Below are 18,444 nucleotides of genomic sequence, written 5' to 3'. Positions count from 1 at the left end.
CCGGGTGATCGGCACGCCCGGGCCAGACCTGAGGAAGACCCGGGGATCAGTCCATGAAGGGCTCGAAGATGGACCTGACGAGGGCGGAGGCACGGTCCGCGTCCCCCGCGGCGATCGCCTCGACGAGGTCGTGGTGGTGGCGGTGGGCCGTGTCGTCGTCCCCCGACTCGTCGTGGCGCATGTGGCTCGCGAAGACGTCGGTCACGCTCGAGTAGAGCTGCAGGTAGAGGGGGTTGTGCGTCGCCGCCACGATCGCGTGGTGGAGCTCGAGGTCCGCGGCCGCCCTGACGTCGGGGTCGGCGGACGACCAGCTCGCCTCGCGCCGGTCCCGCAGGTCGCGCAGCCGGTCGACGTCGGCGTCCGTCCGCCGGAGCGCGGCGAGCGACGCCGCCGCGCTGTCGAGCGCCAGCCGCAGCTCGAGGTAGTGGTGGCGGCTCCCGCCGGCGAGCTGTCGGGCAAGTGACCCGCTGAGCTCGGAGGTCGAGATGACGAAGGTGCCGCGGCCCTGCTCCCGGCTGAGGAGCCCGGCGTGCACGAGGGACTGCAGCGCCTCGCGGACGGTGTTGCGCCCGACCCCGGAGGCGGCCACCAGGTCGGCCTCGACGGGGATCCGCTCACCGACCGGCCACCGGCCGGAGGCGATCTCCTCTTGGAAGCGCGCGGCGACCTGGTCGATCAGCCCCACTCGACGCACCGGTGGGGCTGTGCCAGACTCGCCGTGATTCATCCCATGATCCCATCATTCGTCGCGACCTCGGAGCAAGTGTTGACCATCCCCGCCGCCACCGCACCCGGCCCCCAGCGATCCGGCCCGACCTCACGGGCGTCCCTGGCTGTCTGGGCCGGGCTCGCAATCGCCCTGACCGCACTGAACCTGCGCACCGCGGTCACGGGCTTCACCCCGTTGCTGGAGATCATCGGGTCGGACCTGGGCTTCGGACTGGCACTCGCCGGACTGCTGGGCACGGTGCCGGCGGCGACGTTCGGCGTCTTCGGCTTCCTGGCGCCGGTCGTGACACGGAGGTACGGCCTCGAGCGCACCGCCACGGCCGCCCTCGGCCTCTCCGCGATCGCGCTCGTGCTGCGCGCGCTCTCGCCGACGCCCGCCGCGCTGGTGGGGTCGACGGTGCTGGCGCTGGCGGGCATCGGCGCCGCCAACGTGGTGCTCGTGCCGCTCATCAAGGCCTGGTTCGCCGACCGGATCGCCGTGTGGACCTCGTCGTACCTGCTGCTGATGCAGACGGGTCAGTTCGTCGCACCTCTCCTCGCCGTGCCGGTGGCCGACGCGGCGGGCTGGCGGGTCTCGGTCGGGATCTGGGCGGTGCCCGCCGCTGTGGCCGCGGTGGTCTGGTGCGTGCTCGCGGTCAGGCTGCCGGCCGACCACCACGCGCCGGTCGCGGCCGCAACGCCGACCGGGAGGCTCCGGGTCGGTCGGTCGTCGACCGTCTGGGGCCTCGTGGTCCTGTTCGCGATGATGTCGCTGTCCAACTACAGCATCATCACGTGGGTGCCGGCGGTGCTCACCGACGCCGGAGCCAGCGCGACGTACGGCGGGACGATGGTCGGCCTGTACTCGGCCTGGGGCGTCCTCGCGGCCTTGGTGGTCCCGCACCTCGCCACCCGCATGCGCAACCCCTTCGTGGTCGTCGTGGCGTGCTCGGTCGTCCTGGTGCTCGGCTACCTCGGCCTCGCCGTCTCGCCCGTGGACGGCACCGTGCTGTGGGTGTGTGCCCTGGGGGTCGGCGTCAGCACGTTCCCGCTCTGCATGACGCTCATCAACCATCGGACGCGCACGCCGCAGTCCGCCTCGACCGTGTCGGGCTTCGTGCAGGGCATCGGCTACGGGCTGGCCTGCCTCGGGCCGATCGGCCTCGGCCTGCTCCGCGAGGCGACGGGGTCGTGGACGACGCCGCTGGTCGTGCTCGCCGCCACCGCCGTCCCTGGCGTGGTCGCCGGCTGGTTCGCCTGCCGGCCGCGGTACGTCGAGGACGACGCGGCCCGCGTCGCCGGCTGAAATGGGAGAGGGCCCGGCGCATCGCGCCGGGCCCTCCTCGAGCTGACCTACTGTGGTCGGTAGGGCACACCGTCCGCGGCCGGCGGCCGGGAGCGGCCGACCAGTCCCGCCACCGCGAAGATGGTGACGAGGTAGGGAAGCATCAGCATGAACTGGCTCGGCACGGGCGATCCGATGGCCGAGAGCACGCCCTGCAGGTTGCTCGCGAAGCCGAAGAGCAGGGCCGCCAGGGTGGCGCGGATCGGGTCCCACTTGCCGAAGATGACGGCCGCCAGCGCGATGTAGCCGGCGCCGCCGGTCATCTCGCGGTTGAAGCCGGCCACGGAGACGAGGCTGAAGTAGGCGCCACCCATGCCGGCGATCGCACCCGCGAGCAGGATCGTGCGGTAGCGGGTGCGGTTGACCTTGATGCCGACGGTGTCGGCTGCCTTCGGGTGCTCACCGACCGCGCGGAGCCGCAGGCCCCACCGGGTGCGGTAGAGGGCGTAGGCCACGACCGCGACGACGATGTAGAGCAGGTAGACGAGCGGCGTCTGGCGGAAGAAGATCGGGCCGATGAGCGGGATGTCGCCCAGGACCGGGATCGGCACCGCGCGCAGGCGCTCGGGGGAGTTGAGCGACTCGGCGTTGGGCGTGAGCACCTGGCGGAAGAGGAAGTTGGTCAGGCCGACCACGAGCACGTTGAGGACGACGCCGACGATGACCTGGTCGACGAAGTAGGTGATCGCGAACAGGCCCAGGACCAGGGCGACGAGGGCGCCGGCCACCGCAGCGGCCGCGACACCGGCCCACGCCGAGCCCGTCAGCGACGCGGTGATGGCGGCGGCGAACGCGCCGAAGAGCAGCTGGCCCTCGATGGCGATGTTGACCACGCCCGCGCGCTCACCGAGCACGCCGCCCAGGGCACCGAAGACGAGCGGGATGGCGAGCGCCACGGCCCCGCCGAGCAGGCTGACCACCCGGATCCGCTCGTCGGCGGCGGCCCAGCTGAGGAAGCCGACCATCCAGACGATCGCGAAGGCGATGGGGATCCACATCGGCTGGCGCGCGTGGGTGAGCATGCGGCGCACGGCCTCGGCGGTCAGCGCGAGGCAGACCACCACCATCAGCCAGGCAGTGGGGCCGGACGGCACCACGATGTCGGGCAGGGTCACGAAGTCGGTCGCGGTCGAGAGCTGGAACGTCGTGTCGCCCGACGGCTCCGAGCGCAGCAGGATGCCGGCAAGGAGCAGGGTCAGCACGCCGAGCGCGACGGGGAGCTTGCGGGCGCCGGAGCCGCGACTGTGCGTCACGGCGCCGTCGGGGGCCAGGCCGCCGCTCTCGGGGGTGGGCAGGTCGGTGGCGATGCTCACTTGGCCTCCTGGGCGGGGAGCCGGAAGATCGCGCGCACCAGGGGCGGGGCGGCGAGGAAGAGGACGATCAGCGACTGCACCACGAGCACCAGGTCGACCGAGATGTTCTCGGAGGTCTGCATGGTGAAGCCACCGGCCTTGAAGGCGCCGAAGAGCAGCCCGGCGGCCAGGATCCCGAGCGGGCGGGAGCGGCCGAGCAACGCCACGGTGATGGCGTCGAAGCCGATCGCGGCGTCGAGGTCGAGCGAGACGCCGCTGGTCACGGTGCCGAGCACCTGGTTGACGCCGGCGAGGCCGAGCAGGGAGCCGGCGACCATCATCACGACGACGTAGGTCTTGCCGACGTTGATGCCAGAGGCGCGGGCCGCGTGCGGGTTCTCGCCGACGGCGCGGATGCGGTAGCCGAGGGTGGAGCGGTTGAGCAGCCACCACGCGACAGCGACGGCGAGGAGCGCGATCACGAAGCCGAGGTGGAGGTTGAACTGGTCACCCAGGACCTTCGGCAGGGTCGCGGACTCCTTCATCGGCGGCGACTTCGGGTTCACCGAGCCGGGCGTCTTGAGCAGCCACTCCTTGGTGAGCGCCCAGAAGACCAGGTAGTAGGCGACGTAGTTGAGCATGATCGTGACGATCACCTCGTGCGCGCCCGTGCGGGCCTTCAGCACGCCCGCGATGCCGCCCCACAGCGCGCCGAACGCCATGCCGGCGAGGATCGCGAAGGGCAGGTGGATGGCGAGCGGCAGGTCGAACTGGAAGCCGACGTAGCCGGCCGCGGCACCGGCGACGAGCATCTGGCCACGGCCACCGATGTTGAACAGCCCCGCCCGGAAGGCCAGGCCGACGCCGAGGCCGCCGAGGATGAGCGGGCCGGCGAACTTGAACGTCTCGGTCAGCGGGCGCCACTGCTGGGCCGGCTCGGTGAGGTTGTAGTTGAAGACCGCGCCGCGGAACATCGCGCTGTAGGCGCCGGAGATGGCGTCCCACACGGCGTTGAAGAAGTCGGAGGGCCGGGCGGTGACGTAGCCGGCGGTCTCGCGCACGGCGTCGTCGGTCGCGGCGATCATCACCGAGCCGACGAAGACCGCGAGGACCACGGCCAGCACCCCGGCGAGGATGTCGCCCGAGGCGATCTCGCGCAGGAGCGACCGCGAGCGGTCACCGCGCGCGTCGTGGGGGTCGGTCCCGGGCTCGTCGGTCGCCGCCGTGTCCGTGGCGGTCGTGCCCCGGGTCGCCTCGTCGTCCGTCACCGGCGCGTCGGGCTTGTCGGGCTGGGGCTTGGGGGTGTCGGTCACGCGACCACGTCCTTCAGGTCCTTCGGGCGTTCGCCGGTCATCATGAGGCCGAGGGTCTCGCGCGGGGTGTCGGCCGGGACGATGCCGACGACCTTGCCGCGGTAGAGCACCATGATGCGGTCGGCGAGCGCGACCACCTCGTCGAGCTCGGTGGAGACCACCAGGACCGGGATGCCGCTGTCGCGGGTCGCGACGATCTGCTTGTGGATGAACTCGATCGAGCCGACGTCGACACCGCGGGTGGGCTGGGCCGCGACGAGCAGCCGCAGGTCGCGGGACAGCTCACGGGCCACGACGACCTTCTGCTGGTTGCCGCCGGAGAGGTTGGCGGCCAGCGAGTCGATGTCGCGGGCGCGGACGTCGTACTCCTTGAGCTTCGTCTGGGCGAACTCGCGGAGGGCGCCGAGGCGCAGCGAGCCGTTCCTGACGAACGGCGACTTGAAGCTGCGGTTGAGCATGAGGTTCTCGGCGATCGTGAAGCCGGGCACGAGGCCGTCGACCTGACGGTCCTCGGGGATGAAGCCGACGCCGGCGTCGAGGATCTTGCGCGTCGAGCGGCCCACCAGCTCGACCCCGTCGAGCTTGATCGAGCCGCTGACGTCGTCCTGGAGGCCGAGGAGGGCCTCGGTGAGCTCGGTCTGGCCGTTGCCCTGGACACCGGCCACGGCGAGGACCTCGCCGGCGCGGATGGTGAAGCTGAGGCCGTCGCACTGCTTGTGACCGGCGGCGTCGACCACGTGGAGGTCCTTGACCACCAGCGCGTCGTCACCGAGATTCGGCTCGTCCTTGTGGACGACCAGCTCGACGGGGCGGCCGACCATCATCGAGGCGAGCTCGACGTTGCTGGCCGTGGGCTCGGCCTCGCCGACGACCTTGCCGTGACGGATGACGGTGATCCGGTCGGCGACCTCGCGCACCTCGCGGAGCTTGTGGGTGATGAAGACGATGGCCTTCCCGGCCTCCTTGAGCTGGCGCATGATGTCCATCAGCTCGTCGGTCTCCTGCGGGGTGAGCACCGCGGTGGGCTCGTCGAAGACGAGCAGCTCGGCGTCGCGGGAGAGGGCCTTGATGATCTCCACGCGCTGCTGCACGCCGACGGGGAGCTCCTCGACCACGGCGTCGGGGTCCACGTGGAAGCCGAAGCGCTCGGAGATCTCGGTGACGCGCTTGCTGGCCTCGGCGAGGTCGAGCGTGCCGGCGAAGCCCGTGGTCTCGTTGCCGAGCATGACGTTCTCGGCCACCGTGAAGACGGGGATGAGCATGAAGTGCTGGTGGACCATGCCGATGCCGGCCGCCATCGCGTCGCCGGGACCGGTGAAGTGCTGAACCTCGCCGTCGAGCTCGATCTCGCCCTCGTCGGCCTTGTAGAGGCCGTAGAGCACGTTCATCAGCGTCGACTTGCCGGCGCCGTTCTCGCCGAGGAGGCAGTGGATCTCACCGGGCTCCACCGTGAGGGAGATCGAGTCGTTGGCCACCACGCTTCCGAAGCGTTTGGTGATGCCTCGCAGGACGAGTCTCATGGCATCGCATCCTAGGGGTCGGGATGGTCCGGAGGTCTGGACCGGGGGTCTGGTACGGGGCGGCCGGAAAGCCGGCCGGGAGTCTGCCCGAAGGGCCTCGACACGGAGAAGGGAGGCCGACGACACCGTCGGCCTCCCTCCGTCGTGGAGCGTGCTGGTGATCAGCCCAGGTAGGACTGGACCTTGATCGAGCCGTCGATGATGCCGGCCTTCACCTCGTCGAGCTCACCCTGCAGCTCGGGGTTGACCTTGTCCTCGAAGTTGTGGAACGGGGCGATGCCCACGCCCTCGTTCTCGAGGGTGCCGATGTAGGGCTCGAAGTCGAACTCGTCGTTGCCCGCGGCCATGATCGCCTCGTAGGTGGAGACCTTCATGCCCTTGAGGATCGACGTCATGACGTAGTCCTGGGTGCTCGGGTCCGTCTCGAAGAGGTCGGCGTCGACGCCCACCATCGCGACGTCGTTGCCCGAGTCCTCGATCGCGGTGATCGCGCCCTGGTAGATCGGGCCGCCGACCGGCAGGATCACGTCGACGTCCTGGTCGAGGATCTGCTTGGCGGTGCTGGTCGCGGCCTCGTTGGCCTCGAAGCCACCGGTGAAGGAGCCGTTCTTGCCGTCCCAGCCGACGACCTCGACGTCCTTCTTCTTCTCCTTGGCGTAGTACTCGGCGCCCTGCTTGAAGCCGTCCATGAAGATGGTGACGGTCGGGAAGGGCATGCCGCCGTAGGTGCCGACCTTGCCGGTCTTGGTGTAGTCGGCAGCTGCGTAGCCGGCGAGGAACGCGGCCTCGGCGGTGTTGTAGAGGAGCGGCTTGATGTTCTCCACGTCGGCCTTGCCGTCGAAGGTCGCACCGTCGTCGCCGCCGTCGGCGGAGTCGTCGATCAGGACGTACTCGATGTCGGGGTTGGCCGCAGCCGACTCCTTGGTCGCCGCGGCCAGGGCGAAGCCGACGGTCACGATGACGTCGCAGCCCTCGCCGACCAGGCTCTCCAGGTTGGGGCCGTAGTCGTTCTCGCTGTTGGACTCGACGTCGATCAGCTCGACACCGAGCTCGTCGGCGGCCTGCTTGGCGCCCTCGTAGCCGAGCTGGTTGAACGACTTGTCGTCGAAACCGCCGGCGTCGGACACGATGCACGGCGTGAAGTCGCTGGCAGCCGCGCTGCTGTCGTTCCCACTCCCGGTGTTGGTGTCTTCCTCGGGCGCGTCACCACACGCAGCCAGGGTCGCGGCGGCGAGCAGCGCCACGAGGCCGCTCGAGACGACCTTCCTCGTCTTCAACACAAATGCCTCCAAGTTCGTGCACCCCGGGGTGGGGTCAGCTTTCCGGGAGCATGATGCCTGCCGTGGCGCACCCCGTCACGCGGTTCGGGACTTCTGAAATGCGTTTGAGACCTAAAAGTCGCCGGACGACTTTCGGCGGAACCTGCCAAAGACCGCGGCTTCGCCGCATGCGCCATAGTGACCGCGTGACCGACAGCTGGCAGCAGGATGACTGGGACGGGCTCCGCGAACGGGCGGTGCAGGTGATGGAACGGGCCTACGCGCCCTACTCCCGATACAAGGTCGGCGCCGCCGCGCGCACCGACGACGGCCGCACCGTGGTGGGCTGCAACGTCGAGAACGCTGCGTACGGCGTCGTGCTGTGCGCCGAGTGCGGCCTGGTCTCCCACCTGCACGCCACCGGAGGCGGTCGGCTGACGCACTTCGTCTGCGTCAACAGCGAGGGTGAGATCATCATGCCGTGCGGCCGGTGCCGCCAGCTCCTGTTCGAGCACGGCGGTCGTGACCTGCTGGTCTGGACCGTTTCGGGCGTCAAGCCCATGTCCGAGGTGCTCCCCGACGCCTTCGGACCCGACGACCTGGCCCACGTGGCCGACACCGCAGTGGAAGGAACCGAGTAGTGGCCGCCCACGACGCCGTCGAGGTGATCCTCGCCAAGCGCGACAAGCACGAGCTGTCCGACAGCCAGATCGACTGGGTGATCGACGCCTACACGCGCGGCGACGTCGCCGACGAGCAGATGTCGTCGCTCGCGATGGCGATCCTGCTCAACGGGATGAACCGCCGGGAGATCTCGCGCTGGACCGGCGCCATGATCGCCTCGGGGGAGCGGATGGACTTCTCCTCCCTGTCGCGCCCGACCGCCGACAAGCACTCCACCGGCGGCGTCGGCGACAAGATCACCCTGCCGCTGGCCCCGCTGGTCGCCGCGTGCGGCGTCGCCGTACCGCAGCTGTCGGGCCGCGGCCTGGGCCACACGGGCGGCACCCTCGACAAGCTCGAGTCGATCCCCGGGTGGCGAGCGGCGCTGAGCAACGAGGAGATGTTCGGGATCCTCGAGGACGTCGGTGCCGTGATCTGCGCCGCCGGTGACGGCCTCGCCCCGGCCGACAAGAAGCTCTACGCCCTGCGCGACGTCACGGGCACGGTGGAGGCGATCCCGCTGATCGCCAGCTCGATCATGAGCAAGAAGATCGCGGAGGGCACCGGCGCCCTGGTGCTGGACGTCAAGGTCGGCAGCGGTGCCTTCATGAAGGACCTCGACTCCGCGCGCGAGCTCGCCGAGACGATGGTCGCGCTCGGCACCGACGCCGGGGTGCACACCGTCGCGCTGCTCACCGACATGGCCACCCCGCTGGGGCTGACCGCCGGCAACGCGGTCGAGGTGCAGGAGTCCGTCGACGTCCTGGCGGGCGGCGGCCCGGCCGACGTCGTGGAGCTGACCCTCGCCCTGGCCCGCGAGATGCTCGCCGGCGCGGGGCGCGGCGACGTCGACCCGGCCGACAAGCTGGCCGACGGTTCGGCGATGGACGTGTGGAAGGCGATGATCCGCGCGCAGGGCGGCGACCCGGACGCCGCCCTCCCCGTGGCGAAGGAGTCGCACGTCGTCACGGCGCCGTCGAGCGGCACCCTCACCCGGCTCGACGCGATGGCGGTCGGGATGGCCGCCTGGCGCCTCGGTGCCGGGCGGGCCCGCAAGGAGGACCCGGTGCAGGCCGGAGCCGGCGTCGTCTGGCACGCACGCCCCGGCGACGAGGTCACCGAGGGCGAGCCGCTCTTCACGCTGCTCACCGACGAGCCCGAGCGCTTCGAGCGGGCGCTGGCCTCGCTCGAGGGCGGGTACGACATCGGCAGCAGCGATGCCGGGCGCGCCGGCACGCAGATCGTGCTCGACCGCATCGGCTGACACCGATCGGGCTCTCCCCAACTCTGGCGATGACCGGCCAGTAGCAACCGGCTCGCACGGGTCCCTTCTTAGCGTTTCTTTACCTTAGGGATCTTGGGGGACCCGATGCAGAGCAACGAGCAGCGCGGCCCCGGTCGCGCCACGATGATGACGACCGCGGTGCTGGCCGTGGTGGTGCTGGTGACTGGCCTGGCGGTCGGCGCAGGTGCGACGTGGTTCGCCCTGTCCCGCTCCGACGGCGGGACCGCCGCGTCCGACGACGGGTGCGCGGAGTTCCGCCGCGTCGACGTCGCCGTCGCCCCGGAGATGTACGGCGTCGTGGTGGCCGCGCTCGCGAAGGTGACGCCCGACTGCGTGCAGGTCGATCCCTCCATGCGGTCGGGGATCGAGGTCGCCCGGGGCGTCTCGATGGGCGGCGACCTCCCGGACGTCTGGGTGCCCGAGGCCCACTACCTCACCACCGACGCGTACCTCGGCCGCGCGACCCGACCCCGCCTGCTCGTCCAGAGCCTGGCGCGCACGCCCGTGCTCCTCGTGGGCGGCAGGGCGGCCCAGCGGTTCCCCTCCTGGGGCGACGCCGAGGCGTCCGGCCTGGTCACCGTGCCCAACCCGGAGTCGTCGGTCGCCGGCGCCCTCGCCGTCACCGCGCCGGAGGCGGAGGCGAGAGCGGTCGGTCGCACCAGGGAGGCGGCCCGACAGCTCATGGTCCCGTTCGCGCAGGCGCAGGGCGCGCGCACCGTCGAGGGGGAGGACGCCACGGTCCAGCCCGCCATGTTCCCCCGCCGCTCGCCGCGCCTCGTGGTCGTGACCGAGCAGCAGCTGCGGTCCGAGACCGGCCGCCCCGACCTCAGCGACCTGACACCGACCGTGGGGGCGCCGGTCCTCGACTTCCCGCTCCTGGTGGGCGACGACGCGGCGCAGGGCTCGCGCGCGCTGGCCCGCGCGCTCGCCGACCACCTCGCGACCCCGGAGGGACGCTCGCTCGTCACCGACGAGGGACTCCGCGCTCCCGAGGAGGGTGCCGGCCTGCGGCCGGTGTCGGCGAAGGCGATCGCCGACGCCGTTCGCTCGTGGAGCGTGCTCAGCGTGCCGTCGGCCATGCTCGCCGTCGTCGACGCCTCCGGCTCGATGGACGCCGAGACCGGCACGGGGTCGCGGATGGACCTGCTGGCCGACGCGGCCGGGATCGCGCTCGGGTTCCTCCCCGACCACGCCCGCGTGGGCCTGTGGGTGTTCTCGATCGACAAGGGCGGTCCCGGCCAGGACTGGCGCGAGCTCGAACCGATCCGCCGCCTCGACGACCTCCGCTTCGGCCGTACCCAGCGCTACGCCCTGCGTGAGCGCGCCGCCGAGATGCCGAGCCTCACCGACGGCGGGACCGGGTTGTACGACACCGCGCTGGCCGCGTACCGCACGGCATTGAAGAACTACCGACCGCACTACTCGAACTCCGTGGTCCTCATGACCGACGGCCAGAACGAGGACCCCGGCTCGATCAGCCTCGAGCAGCTGCTGCAGCGCCTCGAGGTGCTGCGCGACCCCGACAAGCCGGTGCGGCTGGTGGGCATCGCGATCAGCGGGGACGCCGACCTCGCAGCGCTGCGCAGGATGGCCCGGGTGACCGGCGGTGAGGCCTACCTCGCCGCGGAGCCCGGCGACATCCTGGGCGTGTTCGCCCAGGCCGTGCTGTCGCGGTGACGCCTCAGGCGAGGAGCAGGACCACGTGTGCGGCGACGCACGCCGGCTTGTCGTGGCCCTCGATCTCGACGGTGTGCTCCACGACGAGCTGCTTGCCGGCCGCGAGGTCGCGGACCTCGCCGAACCGCACGTGCGAGCGCAGCCGGCTGTCGACCTGGACCGGGCTCGGGAAGCGCACCTTGTCGAGCCCGTAGTTGAGCCGGGCACCCGGCGTCTCGAGCCGGAAGACCTGCGAGGCGAAGTGGGGGAGCAGGCTCAGGGTGAGGAAGCCGTGGGCGATGGTGGTGCCGAACGGCCCCGTGCGGGCCGCGTCGGTGTCGACGTGGATCCACTGGTGGTCGAGCGTGGCGTCCGCGAACGCGTCGATACGGGCCTGGTCGACGTCCAGCCACTCGCTGGTGCCGATCTCGGACCCGGACGCGGCCGCGACCTCGTCGAGCGTGGTGAAGGTGCGCATGCGCACGACGATAGTGCTCGACCGTGGGGCGCCCTGCTTGGATGTGCCGATGAGCACTCCCACCCGCGACCAGGTGCAGGCCGCCCCGAAGGTCCTGCTGCACGACCACCTCGACGGCGGGCTGCGTCCGCAGACGATCGTCGAGCTCGCCGCGGAGATCGGCCACGAGCTGCCGGCCCAGGACGCCGAGTCGCTCGGTCGCTGGTTCTCCGAGGCGGCCGACTCGGGCTCGCTCGTGCGCTACCTGGAGACCTTCGACCACACCGTCGCGGTGATGCAGAACGGTCCCGCGATCGCCCGCGTCGCCCGTGAGTGCGTCGAGGACCTCGCCGAGGACGGCGTCGTCTACGCCGAGGTGCGCTACGCGCCCGAGCAGCACGTGACCGGTGGCCTGACGCTCGACGAGGTCGTCGCAGCCGTGCAGGAGGGCTTCGACGCCGGGATGGCCGCCAGCGGCGGCAGGATCGTCGTACGACAGTTGCTGACCGCGATGCGGCACCAGGCCCGGTCGATGGAGATCGCCGAGCTGGCGATCGCGTGGCGCGACCGCGGCGTCGCGGGGTTCGACATCGCCGGCGCCGAGGCGGGATTCCCTCCCACCCGACATCTCGACGCCTTCGAGTACCTCCAGCGCGAGAACGCCCACTTCACCATCCACGCCGGCGAGGCCTTCGGGCTGCCGTCCATCTGGCAGGCGATCCAGTGGTGCGGCGCCGACCGGCTCGGCCACGGGGTGCGGATCATCGACGACATCACTGTGAGCGACGACCCCGACACCGGACGACCGGTGGTCGAGCTCGGCCGGCTCGCGGCCTACGTCCGCGACAAGCGGATCCCCTTGGAGATGTGCCCGAGCTCCAACATCCAGACCGGGGCCGCGGAGTCCTTCGCCGAGCACCCGATCGGGCTGCTGACCGACCTGCGCTTCCGCGTCACCGTCAACACCGACAACCGCCTGATGAGCGGCACGTCGATGACGCAGGAGATGTTCGGCCTGGTGGAGGCGTTCGGCTACTCGCTGGCGGACCTCCGCTGGTTCACGATCAACGCGATGAAGTCGGCGTTCCTGCCCTTCGACGAGCGGCTCGCGATCATCGACGGGGTCGTCAAGCCGGGCTACGCCGCGCTCATCGACGGCTAGCGGCGCTGCCGCCGGCCGTGAGCTCGGCGTAGGCCTGGTCGCCCGTCGCTCGCCGGCACCCCTGCCGGAGGGCGTGGGCGACGACGCGCTGCTGGTCGCGCATCAGCGCCAGCCCGCGGCGGACGAGCACGAGGGGTGGCTTGCGGTGCTCGCGCAGGTCGCGGGTGAGGCGCCGCCAGAACGTGACGAGCGGGTGCTGGGTGATGCAGTAGGCCGCGGCGAGGATGCCCTCGTCGCGGCACGTGGCGACGACCTCCGGGGCGAAGATGCCCTCGGCGACGAAGCGGCTGCTGCCGCCGAGGTCGACGACGCGGGACCCGCAGCGACCGTTCTGGGCGATCTCGTAGATCGGCACCTCGCACCGTCCGGTGGCGCAGAGCTCGCGCAGCGCGGCGAGGGCATCGGCCTCGTGCCAGGAGTCCGGGTGGTCCCAGTCGACCAGGCCGGCGTTGGCGCCGGTGGTGATACGGGGGAGCGAGGGGTCGTCGCCGTCCTTGTAGAAGTCGTCGAGGCGCAGGACGGGCAGGCCGAGGCGCTCCGCGAGCCGGGACTTGCCGGCGCCGCTGGGGCCGGCCAGGACGACCACCTGGGCAGTGCTCATTTTGTTACGGACTCATTTCGTCGTTCGGCCACGGGGGGTAAAGGCTGGACCTTAGTCTCGCCCAGACCCTCGATCGACACCCCTCTGGGAGGACCCTCATGAGTCTCGACGACTCGACCGCGCCCGAGGCCGCGCCCGACACCACGGGTGGCTCCGGCAGCGCCGGACGCCCCGCCAAGACCTTCGTGCTGGGCGGGCTCGCGCTCGCAGTCGTGGTGGGCGTCGGCGGCTTCTTCGCGGTGCGCGGCGCCAACGGCGAGCCCGAGGGTGCCGACTGCGTCTCCGAGGTGGTCACGCTGACCACGGCCCCCGTCATGGAGGACCTGGTCGCGCAGGCGGTCAAGGACGTCAACGAGGACGAGCCCTGCATCGACATCCAGGTCACCGCTGGCACCGTGAAGGACGTCGTCGCCCTGCTGAGCGACCCCAACGCCGAGCTCCCCGAGATCTGGATCCCGGACAGCCCGACCTGGAAGGGCCAGCTCACGAGTGCCGGCTGGACCGGTACGCCGATCACGGAGGTCCTCGCCCAGACGCCCGTCGGCCTCATCGGTGGCCCGGCCGCCAAGGCCCCGGCCTCCTGGTCGTCCGTGCTCGACGGCGGCAGCCTGGCGATGGCCGACCCGAGCGCCGAGGGTGCCTCCGCGCTCGCCCTGCTCGCGCCCTACGCCGAGATGAAGAAGACCGGCGAGACCGCGCTGACGATCGAGCAGAAGACCGTCCCGGTCGCCCAGACCTACGGCGAGCGTGCCGTGGCCGGCAGCGCCAACGAGACCGACCTGTCGACGATCACCGCGTCCAGCACCCAGCTGGTGCCCGCGACCGAGCAGGCCTACCTCGCCGCGCGCCGCAGCAACGACCAGCTCAGCCTCGTGGCGCCGAAGACCGGCGTGCCGATGCTGCAGTACCCCCTGATCGACGTGAACCGTGGGAGCAAGGACATCCTCGCCTCGGGTGGCGACCTCTCGGCCCGCGTCGCCCGCGCCCTGGGCCGCTGGTTCGCCTCCGGGGCCGGCGTGGAGGCCATCGCGGCCGCCGAGCTCCGCGGTCCCGACGGCGCCCCGCTGCCCAACGACATCGGTCTCGGCGGCGCCCCGGTGCTCAACAAGGTCGCCCAGAAGACCACCGACGACACGCTGCGCCAGTGGCGCGTGCTGTCGGTGCCCTCCAGCATCCTCGCGGTCGTCGACCTCTCCGGCTCGATGAAGGTGGGCATCGGCGACACCACCCGCATCGGGCTCGCGGTCACCGCCTCCCAGGTCGCGCTCGACGCGTTCCCGGCGCAGGCCCGCATCGGGATCTGGGGCTTCTCGAAGAACCGAGGCGAGAACGGCGCGTCGTACGTCGAGTACTCCCCGCTCGAGCGGCTCGACGCCCCGGCGGCCGACGGCATGACCCACGGCGACGAGGTCCGCGCCGAGGCCGACGCCCTGCCCGGCAAGGTCAAGGGCGGCACCGGCGTCATGGACACCACCCTCGCGGCCTACAAGCACGCGCAGGAGATGTGGGACCCGGCGTGGTTCAACTCCGTGGTGATCATGACCGACGGTGCCAGCGACGACTCCAGCTCGCTGTCCCTGGAGTCCCTCGTCAACCAGCTGAAGTCGCTGCGTGACCCGGCCAAGCCGGTCAAGGTGATCATCATCGGCATCTCGCAGGACGCCGACACCGGCGAGCTCGAGCAGATCGCCGCGGCGACCGGTGGCCAGAACTACCTGGTGAACAACCCGAACGAGATCCTCGGCGTGCTGGCCCAGGCCCTGCTCAACCGCTGATCGATCGTCAAGTCCGCCCCGAGCACACAGCGAAGGCCCCCGGAGGATCTCCGGGGGCCTTCGTCGTGCTGGGTCGCCTCAGACGCCGATCGGGTGCCAGACGGTCTTGGTCTCGAGGAACTGCGTCATCCGGTCGAGCCCGGGCTCGGCGAGCCAGTCGGTGTCGGGCGCGGGACGGCGTACGCGCTTGAGGTTGTCGGCAGCCGCCACCTCGAGCTCCGAGGCGAGCTGGTCGTCCTCGATGCCGGTGAGGTCGATGCCGTTGACGTCCATGTGCGAGGCCAGCCACGGGGCGAGTTCGGCCTGCGAGCCCGTCAGCACGTTGACCACGCCGCCGGGGAGGTCGCTGGTGGCCATCACCTCGCCGAGCGTGATCGCGGTCAGCGGGTTGTCCTGGCTGGCGATCACGACGACGGTGTTGCCGGTGATGATGAGCGGCGCGACGACGCTGACGAGGCCGAGGAGCGGGCCGCGTGGGGCGACCACGGCGATGACGCCGCTGGGCTCGGGGGTCGACAGGTTGAAGTAGGGGCCGGCGACCGGGTTGGCGTTGCCGACGACCTGGGTGATCTTGTCGGCCCAGCCGGCGTACCAGACGAGCCGGTCGATCGCGGCGTCGACGTAGGTGCGGGCACGGGCCGGCGTGATGCCCTCCGCGGCGCGGAGCTCGGCCTCGAACTGCTCGCGGCGACCCTCCAGCACCTCGGCGATCCGGTAGACGACCTGGGCGCGGTTGTATGCCGTCCTGCCCGACCAGCCGCCGAAGGCAGCCCGGGCGGCCACGACGGCGTCGCGGGCGTCCTTGCGGGAGGCCTGGGCGGCGTTGGCGAGCAGGCGGCCCTTGGCGTCGTTGACGACGTAGGAGCGGCCCGACTCCGAGCGCGGGAACTGGCCGCCGATGTAGAGCTTGTACGTCTTGCGTACGTCGATGCGGCTCACGCGTCCGCTCCCTTCGCGAGGCTGTCCGTGTTCTTGAGGTAGCCCTCGAGTCCGTGGCGACCGCCCTCGCGGCCGTAGCCAGACTCCTTGTAGCCGCCGAACGGCGAGGTCGGGTCGAACTTGTTGAACGTGTTGGCCCAGACCACGCCCGCGCGCAGGCGGTTGGCCATGGACAGGATGCGCGAGCCCTTGTCGGTCCACACGCCGGCAGAGAGGCCGAACGGGGTGTTGTTGGCCTTCTCGACCGCCTCGGACGGCGTGCGGAAGGTCAGCACCGACAGGACCGGGCCGAAGATCTCCTCACGGGCGATCCGGTGGGCCTGGGAGACGCCGGTGAACACGGTCGGGGCGAACCAGTAGCCGTTGGCCGGGAGGTCGCAGGGGGCCGACCAGCGCTCGGCGCCCTCGGACTCGCCGATCGCGGAGAGCTCGCGGATCTTGGCGAGCTGCTCGGCGGAGTTGATCGCGCCGACGTCGGTGTTCTTGTCGAGCGGGTCGCCGACGCGCAGGGTCGCCATGCGGCGCTTGAGGCGGCTCATCACCTCGTCGGCCACCGACTCCTGCACCAGCAGGCGCGAGCCCGCGCAGCAGACGTGGCCCTGGTTGAAGAAGATGCCGTTGACGATGCCCTCGACGGCCTGGTCGAGCGGGGCGTCGTCGAAGACGATGTTGGCGGCCTTGCCGCCGAGCTCGAGCGTGACCTTCTTGTCGCTGCCGGCGACGGCGCGGGCGATGGCCTTGCCCACCTCGGTGGATCCGGTGAAGGCCACCTTGTCGACGTCGGGGTGCGACACGATGGCGCGGCCGGTGTCGCCGGCGCCCGTGACGATGTTGACGACGCCCGGCGGCAGGTCGGCCTGCTGGCAGATCTCGGCGAAGAGAAGCGCCGTCAGCGGGGTGGTCTCGGCCGGCTTCAGCACGACGGTGTTGCCGCAGGCCAGTGCCGGGGCGATCTTCCACGCGAGCATCAGCAGCGGGAAGTTCCACGGGATGACCTGGCCGGCGACGCCGAGCGGGGTGGAGCCGTAGCCGGAGTATTTCAGCTTGTCGGCCCAGCCGGCGTAGTAGAAGAAGTGGGCGGCGACGATCGGCACGTCGACGTCGCGCGACTCCTTGATCGGCTTGCCGTTGTCGATCGACTCCAGGACGGCGAGCTCGCGGCCGCGCTCCTGGATGATCCGGGCGATCCGGTAGAGGTACTTGGCGCGCTCGGCGCCGGACATCCGCGACCACACGCGGGTGTAGGCGCGGCGGGCGGCCTTGACGGCCTCGTCGACGTCGGCGTCGCTGGCCTCGGCGACCTCGGCCAGCACCTCCTCGGTGGCGGGGTTGACCGTCTTGAACGACGTGCCGTTGCCGTCCACGAACTCGCCGTTGATGAACAGGCCGTAGGACGGCTTGATGTCGACGATCGCTCGCGACTCGGGTGCGGGGGCGTACTCGAACATGGTGTGCCTCAGTCCAGCGTGAAGTAGTCGGGACCGGAGTAGCGGCCGGTCGTCATCTTGGTGCGCTGCATGAGCAGGTCGTTGAGCAGCGTGGAGGCGCCGAAGCGGAACCAGTCGGGGTCGAGCCAGTCGTCGCCGCAGATCTCGTTGACCATGACCAGGTACTTGATGGCGTCCTTGGTGGTCTTGATGCCGCCGGCGGGCTTGACGCCGATCATCTGCCCGGTCTGCTCGCGGAAGTCGCGGACCGCCTCGAGCATGATGAGGGTGACCGGGAGGGTCGCGGCGGGCTGCACCTTGCCGGTGGAGGTCTTGATGAAGTGGCCACCGGCCATCATCGCGAGCCAGCTGGCGCGGCGGACGTTGTCGTAGGTCTGCAGCTCGCCGGTCTCGAAGATGACCTTGAGGTGGGCATCTCCGCAGGCCTCGCGGACCTGGGCGATCTCCTCGTAGACCTCGAGGTAGCGCCCGGAGAGGAACGCACCCCGGTCGATGACCATGTCGATCTCGTCGGCGCCGGCCTCGACCGCGTCGCGGGTGTCGGCGAGCTTGATGTCCATCGCCGCGCGACCGCTCGGGAACGCCGTTGCGACCGCCGCGACGTGGACGCCGCTGTCGCCGAGCGTCTGCTTGGCGGTGGCCACCATGTCGGGGTAGACGCAGACGGCCGCGGTGGGCGGGCAGGTCGGGTCGGCGGGGTCGGGACGCATCGCCTTGGACGCGAGCGCGCGGACCTTGCCGTGGGTGTCCTGGCCCTCGAGCGTGGTCAGGTCGACCATCCGGATGGCCAGGTCGATGGCGTACGCCTTCGAGGTGGTCTTGATCGACCGGGTGGCCAGACCGGCGGCGCGGGCCTCGCACCCGACCTGGTCGACGCCCGGAAGACCGTGGAGGAATCGGCGGAGCGAGGAGTCCGAGCGCACGACGTCGTCGAAGACGGCGTGCGAGGAGGTCGTGCTCGCCGTGGAGCTGGCAGTGGGTGTCACCGACCCAGCATAGAGTTGGGCCGGACGCCCCCGGC

General features: G+C 71.0%; 16 protein-coding genes. 6 read left to right on the top strand and 10 right to left on the bottom strand.

Translation table 11 applies throughout. The features are described from left to right. Positions 1–46: 46 nt before the first annotated feature. Positions 47–694, bottom strand: coding sequence for a FadR/GntR family transcriptional regulator (locus AC3A3L_RS02765; RefSeq protein WP_487638510.1), 648 nt, complete (start codon positions 692–694; stop codon positions 47–49). 72 nt (positions 695–766) lie between these two features. Between AC3A3L_RS02765 and AC3A3L_RS02760 the strand changes: the two genes are divergently transcribed. Further along, positions 767–2,014 carry an MFS transporter gene (locus AC3A3L_RS02760; protein ID WP_487638509.1) on the top strand — a complete coding sequence of 416 codons (1,248 nt, stop codon included), beginning with the start codon at positions 767–769 and terminating at the stop codon, positions 2,012–2,014. A 47-nt stretch (positions 2,015–2,061) separates the two neighbouring features. On the opposite strand, the gene AC3A3L_RS02755 is transcribed toward AC3A3L_RS02760, so the two are convergent. The 4 genes from AC3A3L_RS02755 to AC3A3L_RS02740 form a co-directional block, all read right to left on the bottom strand. Next, on the bottom strand, positions 2,062–3,366 hold the full coding sequence (locus AC3A3L_RS02755; protein WP_487638508.1) for an ABC transporter permease: 1,305 nt from the start codon (positions 3,364–3,366) through the stop codon (positions 2,062–2,064). Further along, positions 3,363–4,658 (bottom strand): ABC transporter permease, encoded by a 1,296-nt coding sequence (locus AC3A3L_RS02750; RefSeq protein WP_487638507.1) that lies wholly within the window; start codon positions 4,656–4,658, stop codon positions 3,363–3,365. Before AC3A3L_RS02750 ends, AC3A3L_RS02755 begins: the two co-directional genes overlap by 4 nt. Then, positions 4,655–6,178, bottom strand: coding sequence for an ABC transporter ATP-binding protein (locus AC3A3L_RS02745; RefSeq protein WP_487638506.1), 1,524 nt, complete (start codon positions 6,176–6,178; stop codon positions 4,655–4,657). Before AC3A3L_RS02745 ends, AC3A3L_RS02750 begins: the two co-directional genes overlap by 4 nt. A gap of 161 nt (positions 6,179–6,339) precedes the next feature. Continuing rightward, a complete protein-coding gene (locus AC3A3L_RS02740) occupies positions 6,340–7,458 on the bottom strand; it encodes a BMP family lipoprotein (RefSeq protein WP_487638505.1) in 1,119 nt (372 codons plus the stop codon). 185 nt (positions 7,459–7,643) lie between these two features. Between AC3A3L_RS02740 and AC3A3L_RS02735 the strand changes: the two genes are divergently transcribed. From AC3A3L_RS02735 to AC3A3L_RS02725, 3 genes are all read left to right on the top strand, one after another. Further along, on the top strand, positions 7,644–8,078 hold the full coding sequence (locus AC3A3L_RS02735; protein ID WP_487638504.1) for a cytidine deaminase: 435 nt from the start codon (positions 7,644–7,646) through the stop codon (positions 8,076–8,078). After that, positions 8,078–9,364: a thymidine phosphorylase gene (locus AC3A3L_RS02730; protein WP_487638503.1), complete on the top strand. Its 1,287-nt coding sequence runs from the start codon at positions 8,078–8,080 to the stop codon at positions 9,362–9,364. The genes AC3A3L_RS02735 and AC3A3L_RS02730 overlap by 1 nt, the downstream gene beginning before the upstream one ends. A gap of 105 nt (positions 9,365–9,469) precedes the next feature. Further along, complete coding sequence (locus tag AC3A3L_RS02725) at positions 9,470–11,062, top strand: VWA domain-containing protein (RefSeq protein WP_487638502.1); 1,593 nt, start codon at positions 9,470–9,472, stop codon at positions 11,060–11,062. Positions 11,063–11,066: 4 nt separating this feature from the next. On the opposite strand, the gene AC3A3L_RS02720 is transcribed toward AC3A3L_RS02725, so the two are convergent. Continuing rightward, positions 11,067–11,519, bottom strand: a complete 453-nt coding sequence (locus AC3A3L_RS02720) for a MaoC family dehydratase (RefSeq protein ID WP_487638501.1) — start codon at positions 11,517–11,519, stop codon at positions 11,067–11,069. A 49-nt stretch (positions 11,520–11,568) separates the two neighbouring features. On the opposite strand from AC3A3L_RS02720, the gene AC3A3L_RS02715 reads away from it, so the two are divergent. After that, positions 11,569–12,660, top strand: coding sequence for an adenosine deaminase (locus AC3A3L_RS02715; RefSeq protein WP_487638500.1), 1,092 nt, complete (start codon positions 11,569–11,571; stop codon positions 12,658–12,660). On the opposite strand, the gene AC3A3L_RS02710 is transcribed toward AC3A3L_RS02715, so the two are convergent. After that, entirely contained in the window at positions 12,647–13,261 is a 615-nt protein-coding gene (locus tag AC3A3L_RS02710; RefSeq protein WP_487638499.1) for an ATP-binding protein, read from the bottom strand. The two genes, AC3A3L_RS02715 and AC3A3L_RS02710, sit on opposite strands and share 14 nt — an antisense overlap. 98 nt (positions 13,262–13,359) lie before the next feature. Here AC3A3L_RS02710 and AC3A3L_RS02705 point away from each other — a divergent pair, with 98 nt between their 5' ends. Next, a complete protein-coding gene (locus tag AC3A3L_RS02705) occupies positions 13,360–15,036 on the top strand; it encodes a substrate-binding domain-containing protein (RefSeq protein ID WP_487638498.1) in 1,677 nt (558 codons plus the stop codon). A gap of 78 nt (positions 15,037–15,114) precedes the next feature. Here the strand turns inward: AC3A3L_RS02705 and AC3A3L_RS02700 are convergent, their stop codons facing one another. Genes AC3A3L_RS02700 through deoC form a run of 3 tightly spaced genes read right to left on the bottom strand, consistent with a single transcriptional unit; the run spans position 15,115 to position 18,409 of the window. Next, positions 15,115–15,975, bottom strand: a complete 861-nt coding sequence (locus AC3A3L_RS02700; RefSeq protein ID WP_487638497.1) for an aldehyde dehydrogenase family protein — start codon at positions 15,973–15,975, stop codon at positions 15,115–15,117. Next, positions 15,972–17,423, bottom strand: coding sequence for an aldehyde dehydrogenase family protein (locus tag AC3A3L_RS02695; protein WP_487638496.1), 1,452 nt, complete (start codon positions 17,421–17,423; stop codon positions 15,972–15,974). The genes AC3A3L_RS02700 and AC3A3L_RS02695 overlap by 4 nt, the downstream gene beginning before the upstream one ends. An 8-nt stretch (positions 17,424–17,431) precedes the next feature. Then, on the bottom strand, positions 17,432–18,409 hold the full coding sequence (deoC, locus tag AC3A3L_RS02690; RefSeq protein WP_487638495.1) for a deoxyribose-phosphate aldolase: 978 nt from the start codon (positions 18,407–18,409) through the stop codon (positions 17,432–17,434). Between the last annotated feature and the right edge of the window lie 35 nt (positions 18,410–18,444).

This window comes from Nocardioides sp. Soil_C_8 (assembly GCF_057656315.1).
This window is presented reverse-complemented; position numbering and strand designations above follow the sequence as displayed.

What these genes read in the sequence shown, in the direction of transcription:
- AC3A3L_RS02725 (WP_487638502.1), top strand. Translation starts at nt 9,470, where the DNA reads ATGCAGAGCAACGAGCAGCGCGGCCCCGGTCGCGCCACGATGATGACG.
- AC3A3L_RS02715 (WP_487638500.1), top strand. Translation starts at nt 11,569, where the DNA reads ATGAGCACTCCCACCCGCGACCAGGTGCAGGCCGCCCCGAAGGTCCTG.
- AC3A3L_RS02705 (WP_487638498.1), top strand. Translation starts at nt 13,360, where the DNA reads ATGAGTCTCGACGACTCGACCGCGCCCGAGGCCGCGCCCGACACCACG.
- AC3A3L_RS02695 (WP_487638496.1), bottom strand. Translation starts at nt 17,423, where the DNA reads ATGTTCGAGTACGCCCCCGCACCCGAGTCGCGAGCGATCGTCGACATC.
- AC3A3L_RS02720 (WP_487638501.1), bottom strand. Translation starts at nt 11,519, where the DNA reads ATGCGCACCTTCACCACGCTCGACGAGGTCGCGGCCGCGTCCGGGTCC.
- AC3A3L_RS02710 (WP_487638499.1), bottom strand. Translation starts at nt 13,261, where the DNA reads ATGAGCACTGCCCAGGTGGTCGTCCTGGCCGGCCCCAGCGGCGCCGGC.
- AC3A3L_RS02745 (WP_487638506.1), bottom strand. Translation starts at nt 6,178, where the DNA reads ATGAGACTCGTCCTGCGAGGCATCACCAAACGCTTCGGAAGCGTGGTG.